This is a genomic window from Paenibacillus glycanilyticus, assembly GCF_051200795.1.
Classification (GTDB): Bacteria; Bacillota; Bacilli; order Paenibacillales; family Paenibacillaceae; genus Pristimantibacillus; species Pristimantibacillus glycanilyticus.
Map to the genome: position 1 here is coordinate 2935900 of NZ_CP195155.1, position 6601 is coordinate 2942500.

The following is a 6601-nucleotide window of genomic DNA, read 5'->3' on the forward strand; positions in this document are numbered from 1 at the left end:
TGACAACTGTTGGAGGGGTGCGCATGGATGCTCACGCAACAACGTCAGTCAAGCTAGAGAAGCAGCGCAATAAGAAAAGCAGAGTATACACGCTTGCGCAGAAATTCATGGCGCAAAGATATTTGCAGGCGATGGCACTCGTCGGAATCGCCTGGATGATTATTTTCAGCTATGTTCCGTTGTACGGTCTGATCATAGCTTTCAAGGAATACGACATTACCCGGTCGATCAGCGAATCGCCATGGGTCGGATTAGCCCAGTTTAAGGAATTCCTGACAGATGACAGCCTGCCCTACGTGCTTAAGAACACGCTGGCGATGAGCGCGCTCAAGCTTCTAATCGGATTTCCGATTCCGATTCTATTCGCTTTATTTGTTAACGAATTACGCTCGCTGCGTTATAAAAAAATCGTGCAAACCATCTCCTACCTGCCGCATTTCTTATCCTGGGTCATCCTGGGCGGCATCTTGACTACTTGGCTGGCGGACGTTGGTATTGTCAACGACTTATTGATGGCTCTGCATCTCATCAAAGAACCGATCAGCTACCTGGCCGAGCCAGGTTACTTCTGGACGATCATCGTCAGCTCTGACATTTGGAAGGAGCTGGGCTGGAACGCCATCATTTATTTGGCAGCTATCGCCAGCGTATCGCCGGATTTGTACGAAGCGGCCACGATGGATGGCGCGAGCCGTTTCCAGAAGATGTTTCTCATAACTCTCCCGATGATTAAAGGCACCATTGCCATTTTATTTATTCTAGCCGTAAGCGGCATTCTGTCCTCGAACTTCGATCAGGTCTTTATTCTAAAAAACCAGCTAAACGAAAGCGCAAGCAATGTCATCGACACCTACGTCTATCAGGTGGGGATATCGGAAGGGCGTTACTCCTACTCCACGGCGGTTGGCTTGTTCAAATCGATCATCGCCTTCCTTCTCCTCTTGTCCGCGAACTATGTGACGAAAAAGCTAAACGATACTTCGCTTTTATAACCGGAAAAGGGATGATCCGATGCTGAAAAACCGAACTACCGCAGAAAAGCTGTTTGACTGGGGCAATATAGCGCTCATGCTGGTCATTTGCTTTCTCACGATTTATCCGATTTGGTACGTTATCGTAAACTCGTTCAACGAGGGCCAGGACGCGATGCGCGGCGGCATCTACTGGCTTCCGAGGGTATTCAGCCTCGACAATTACAAGACCGTCTTCCAGAACAAAGGCCTGATGACGGCCATGGGCATTACCGTGGCAAAGACGGTAGTCGGCACCGCGCTCCATGTGTTTTTCACGGCGATGGTCGCTTATGCCTTCTCCCGCAAGGAGCTGGTGGGCAGAACGCTCTATATGTATATCGGCACAGTGACACTCTTCTTCAGCGGCGGGCTGATTCCTTATTATTTGCTGATCCGCGACCTGGGGCTGCTCGACAGCTTTTGGGTATATATCTTCCCGGCAATGTTCAGCTTTTTCGATCTGATTATTTTCCTTGCGTTTTTCCGGGAATTGCCCGAAGGGCTGGAGGAAGCGGCGAGAATCGACGGGGCGAATGACTTCAAAATCTTTTACCGCATTATTATTCCATGCTCGATGCCCGTCATTGCTACGATCTCGCTGTTCCACGGCGTGTACCAATGGAATGATTATTTCACTGCTGTCATCTTTACGAATAATCCGGACCTTCAGCCGATTCAAACTTTCCTCTACCGTATCGTCGCCTTATCCGGCTCGAACCAAATCGCTTCGATGGTGCCGGACAATGTTGTCCGCAAAGTGACGTCGCAGTCCGTAAAACTCGCCACGATGGTCGTTGCTACGCTGCCGATCGTCATCGTTTACCCGTTTTTGCAAAAGTATTTCGTTAAAGGCTTTATGATTGGTTCCATTAAAGGTTGATTGGAGCATTCACAAGCTTTGGTTTTCACAACAAAGACCATATAAGAACAAATACGAGAGGGGTAATCATTTTGAGGAAAATGCGTAAGGCATTAACGGTAGTGACGCTGGTCGGCCTGCTCGGCACAACGGCAGCTTGTTCGTCCGCAAACGACAATAAGCCTGCGACAGCGAATAAGGGGACGGAGCCGCCGGCTGCGGTGGAGACAACAAAGCTCGATCCAAACGCACCTGGCTGGAAAACGGACACGAAGCCAATCAAGTTCGACTGGTATGTTAATTTCTCATGGTTTACAAGCAAGTGGGGCGAAGATAATACGTCGAAGTACATTACGAAGAAAACAGGTGTCGATCTGAATCTGATTGTCCCGGCCGGCAATGAGAATGAAAAAATGAATACGATGATCGCTTCCGGTAATCTTCCGGATTTCATTACGCTTGACGTTGGCGATCCGAACGTACAGAAGCTGATCGACAGCGGACTTGTGCTTCCATTAAATAAGCTGGCGGATGAATATGATCCGTACTTGTACACCGTTGCCGATCCGGACAAAATCTCATGGTTTACCCAAGAAGACGGCAATTTTTACGGTTATCCGAACTCATCGTCTTCTCCTAACGATTACAAGAAATACGGCGAGCAGTATACATCGAACCAAACGTTCCTGGTCCGTAAAGATATGTACGAAGCGCTCGGCAAGCCCGAGATGAGAACGCCGGAAGGGTTCCTGAACGCCTTGAAGGCGGCGAAGGAGAAATTCCCGGAAGTAAACGGCCAGCCGCTCATCCCGCTAGCTTTCCATGAATTTGGAGACAACGGCAACTATTCGCTGGAAGATTTCCTGCAGAACTTCCTGGCGATTCCGCAGCAGAAGGACGGCAAGCTGTACGACCGTTCGACCGACCCGGAGTATCTCAAATGGCTGAAGGTATTCCGCAAGGCTAATGAAATGGACTTACTCTCCAAGGACATCTTTATCGACAAACGACCGCAAATGGATGAGAAGGAAGTGCAAGGCCGTTACTTCGCCATGCTGTACCAGATCGCGGACGTAGGCGTACAGAACGCTGCCGTCTACAAGACGGATCCGGATAAAATCTACATCCCGATCGATGGTCCGGCTAACGCCAATCTCGATCAGCCGACATTATCCGGTCCAGGCATCTCCGGCTGGACGATTACGCTTATTTCAAAAAATGTAAAAGATAAAAAACGCGCTATCGAGTTTATGAGCTATATGATCAGTGAAGAGGGACAAAAGGATTTCTGTCTGGGCGAAAAAGGCGTTACCTACGATACGATCGACGGCAAGGACCAGTTCCTCGAAAGTTACCTGACGGCGACGGACGGGGCCAAATACGGCGCGGAATATACGTATTGGATGATGATGGACACGAACATGTGGCTGGGATGGGCGCCGCCTACGCAAGAGCCTTATTTGTCTACTGGCCAGTGGACGAAAGGAAAGACGTATAACTTCTCAGAGTTTACGCAGCTGACGCCGGGCGGTACTTCACCGGAAGGCGTGATCTGGACCAAAATCCAGCAGCTATGGGGCAAAACGCTGCCGAAGCTGCTTATGTCGAAAAGCGATGAGGACTTTGACCAGCTCTACAATAAGTTTCTTAAAGACCGTGACAATCTGGGGTATGACAAGGTACGAACTTACATGCAGACGAAATATGAGGAAAACCTGAAGAAGCTGAACAAAGCGTAACGGATATTCAACAATCAGTGTGAGAGGGGAAGCGGCAGTGAAAAAAACGGTATGCATCATTCGCGATGACATGTACCATCCCAAGGAATTAATCGATCCTCAAATGGAAAAAGTGTTTGATCGCGAGGTTTGGAATGTCGTGTTGAGCAATCGTCTGCGCGATGTAATCGAATCTAGCGATTCGGTTGATCTACTTGTTATGTTTACGGTAGGTCGACCGGACGGTGAAGGGGATATTACCTTTGATGAGCAAGAGCGGGTCATTTCGCGCGTGAAAGATGGCATGGGTATCTTGTTCGTGCACGCTGGTCTTGTGCTAATTGAAGAAGACAGTCCATTCTATAAGACTCTAAACTCCGGGCGGTTCATCGGCCATTCCCATAATCATGTTCCGGTGGAAAATGTGCCGATCCGTAATGTGGCTCATCCTATATTGGATGGCGTTGAACCGTTTACGGTAATGGATGAGCATTATTACTGCCAGGTTAATATTGGGCGCACCGATATGCTGATGCTCAGTACATCGGAGGCGGTTACGGCGGCAGGAGGGTGGGCGCATTCCTATGGGAAAGGGAAGGTTGTTGGACTTACTCCAGGCCATACCGAGGAAGCGCTTGGCAATCCGCAGATGATTCAACTGCTCAAAAATGCTTCAAACTGGGCAACAACGAACTAGTAAAAAGGCTGCCCCTCGTGATGACGAGGGGACAGCCCTATTTATAGTATGAGCAACGGAGATGGGAACTGACACTTCGCTTGAAATGGAGGAGACTGCAGCTTGAACGTTTACGAGAATGCCAGCGTACAGTTCGTGAAGCAAGGAAAGGCTGCTTTAGTTCAGGAGACTTTTCAGGAACGGTCTTTGGACGAAAAAGAAATTTTCGGTAAAACGTTAGTGTCGCTGATCTCTTCGGGCTCCGAGCGCGGAGGGTATATGGATTATTTCGGCGGCAGTCGCTACCCGATGGAGATTGGTTATGCCGTAGTCATGCAAGTGATTGACACGGGAAGCAAGGTGAAGCACGCGAAACCCGGAGATATCGTATTTGCGAGCGCTCCGCATCGTTTATACAATTTTGTCTCCGAGGATGACATTGTTCCAGTGCTGGAGGGTATGCTGCCCGAGGAGGCCGTACTATGTCGCATCCCGGCCGTGTCGATGACGGCTATGCTGAAGACACAGATCAAACCGGTTGAACCCGTGTTGGTGACGGGGCTTGGCATCGTTGGGCTGATGTGCGCACAGATGATGAAGCATTGCGGTTATACCGTATATGCTGTCGATCCTGGCGAGAAAAGGAGGCAGATCGCACGCGAGTGCGGGTTGCTCCATGTGTACGCTTCAATTAAGGATTGCCAAGCAGCAGGCAGGTTCGGTCTGGCCATGGAATGCTCCGGTGCGGAGCAAGCAGCGCTTGACGCACTGGACGTGCTTCGCAAGGGAGGGGAACTGTCGCTGATTGGCGTTCCTTGGTACAGGGGTACCGATACATGGGCGCATGACATATTTCTGAAAGTGTTTTACGGATTTATTACAATGACTTCCGGCTGGGAATGGAGCATTCCGCGGCATTCGTCTGAATTTATGCCTGGCAGCAACTATGGCAATTTTGCGGTCGGTATGGAGTGGATCAAAAACGGCGCTCTAAAGGTGGACGGCATTTATGAACTGGTCGATCCAGCGCGCTGTGACGATGCTTATCAGTCACTTGTAAACAAGACTTATACGAAGACGTGTACGATTTTTGATTGGAGATCGATGTAGAAGAACTTATAACAATAAACAATTGGAGAGATAAGCATGAAAATTACGGTTGAGAAGGACGAAAGAGCGTTCGATATCGCCGCCGCTTGGCGAATTGTAACGCAGATGCTAAAGAAACCTGAAGCGGTAATTGGTTTATCCACAGGGCAGACGACAGGAGGCATGCATGCCGTCGTATCGGAGCTATACGAGAAGTATCCGTTTGATGTATCCCGCGTCACTATATTCAACGTCGACGAGTTGACTAACCTCGATCGGAGTTATTCAGGCAGCTGCTATTCGATGATCTATGAGCAGCTTGTTAAAAACCTTGGCATTCCAGAGAAAAACTTCATTATGCCGCCTACGATGTCTGACGATTTTGAACGGGAATGCCGTTTGTTCGAGGACGCTCTTGCTTCTCGCGGGGGCGTCGACCTGCAAATGCTCGGAATCGGCTTCAATGGCCATGTTGGCATTAATCAGCCGGGAACCCCGTTCGAGAGCACGACCTGGGTATCGCCGATGGACCCGATCTTCGAAGCGCGCGTCCGCAAAGAAACGGGCGTCGGCCCAGAGCATCCGCTGGGCGGATTGACGCTTGGTATTAAAAACATTATGCATACCCGTCATCTCGTACTTGTCGCAAAAGGAAAGCATAAGGCTGACATTATTGAGCAGGCGCTGTTTGGGCCTGTTAATTCGGATATGCCGGCATCCATTGTTCAGCTTCATCCGAATTGTGAAGTACTGCTCGACGCGGACGCCGCATCAGCCATTATCCACCGTTTATAGGGATAGCCGATGATGACGGAAAAGGATGGAGGAGATGGAAATGAAGTTTGCACTGGCGATGTATACGGTCTACGAGGAGATGAAGCGGGATCTGGATGCTACGCTTGGCGCAGTTCGTGAGATGGGCTACGAAGGTATTGAAATGTATGGAGAGACTTTATGGCCTGCTTCCGTGGTTAAGGAACTCATCGCAAAGCATGGACTGGAGTTATGCGGTTGGCATGTGGAGTGGAGGCTGCTGCAGCTTGATACACTGGAGAATACGATTCGCTATCATGCAGAGCTCGGCAATCCGAACATCATTATCCCATGTCTCGGAGGCCCATGGAACGTAGGGCATATGCCGGAAGACAACCATGCGGCGACTTGGCTTCGTTACGCGGAGCAAATGAATGAGCTTGCAGACCGATTAGAAATGGAAGGGATGCGGCTTGGCTATCATACGCATGCG

Annotated in this window: 7 protein-coding genes (1 of these 7 cut by a window edge); all 7 read left to right on the forward strand. The window is 49.7% G+C overall.

All coding sequences use genetic code 11. The features are described from left to right. The first annotated feature begins 23 nt into the window (after positions 1-23). The gene (locus tag ACR9FF_RS13440) at positions 24-992 is read left to right on the forward strand and encodes an ABC transporter permease (protein WP_317980489.1); all 969 of its coding nucleotides are present in this window, start codon (positions 24-26) and stop codon (positions 990-992) included. A 19-nt stretch (positions 993-1011) separates the two neighbouring features. Further along, the gene (locus ACR9FF_RS13445) at positions 1012-1893 is read left to right on the forward strand and encodes a carbohydrate ABC transporter permease (protein WP_201003214.1); all 882 of its coding nucleotides are present in this window, start codon (positions 1012-1014) and stop codon (positions 1891-1893) included. 80 nt (positions 1894-1973) lie between these two features. Next, complete coding sequence (locus tag ACR9FF_RS13450; protein ID WP_435172098.1) at positions 1974-3611, forward strand: extracellular solute-binding protein; 1638 nt, start codon at positions 1974-1976, stop codon at positions 3609-3611. A 37-nt stretch (positions 3612-3648) separates the two neighbouring features. Then, positions 3649-4287, forward strand: a complete 639-nt coding sequence (locus ACR9FF_RS13455) for a ThuA domain-containing protein (RefSeq protein ID WP_435171648.1) — start codon at positions 3649-3651, stop codon at positions 4285-4287. Between the two features lie 102 nt (positions 4288-4389). Then, positions 4390-5376 carry a zinc-dependent alcohol dehydrogenase gene (locus ACR9FF_RS13460; protein ID WP_127491113.1) on the forward strand — a complete coding sequence of 329 codons (987 nt, stop codon included), beginning with the start codon at positions 4390-4392 and terminating at the stop codon, positions 5374-5376. 36 nt (positions 5377-5412) lie between these two features. Beyond that, the gene (locus ACR9FF_RS13465; RefSeq protein WP_201003208.1) at positions 5413-6150 is read left to right on the forward strand and encodes a 6-phosphogluconolactonase; all 738 of its coding nucleotides are present in this window, start codon (positions 5413-5415) and stop codon (positions 6148-6150) included. A gap of 40 nt (positions 6151-6190) precedes the next feature. Then, on the forward strand, positions 6191-6601 hold the 5' portion of the coding sequence (locus ACR9FF_RS13470) for a sugar phosphate isomerase/epimerase family protein (protein WP_435171651.1). It continues 375 nt past the right edge of the window; only the first 411 of its 786 coding nucleotides appear in the window; it begins with the start codon at positions 6191-6193; its stop codon lies off the right edge, out of view.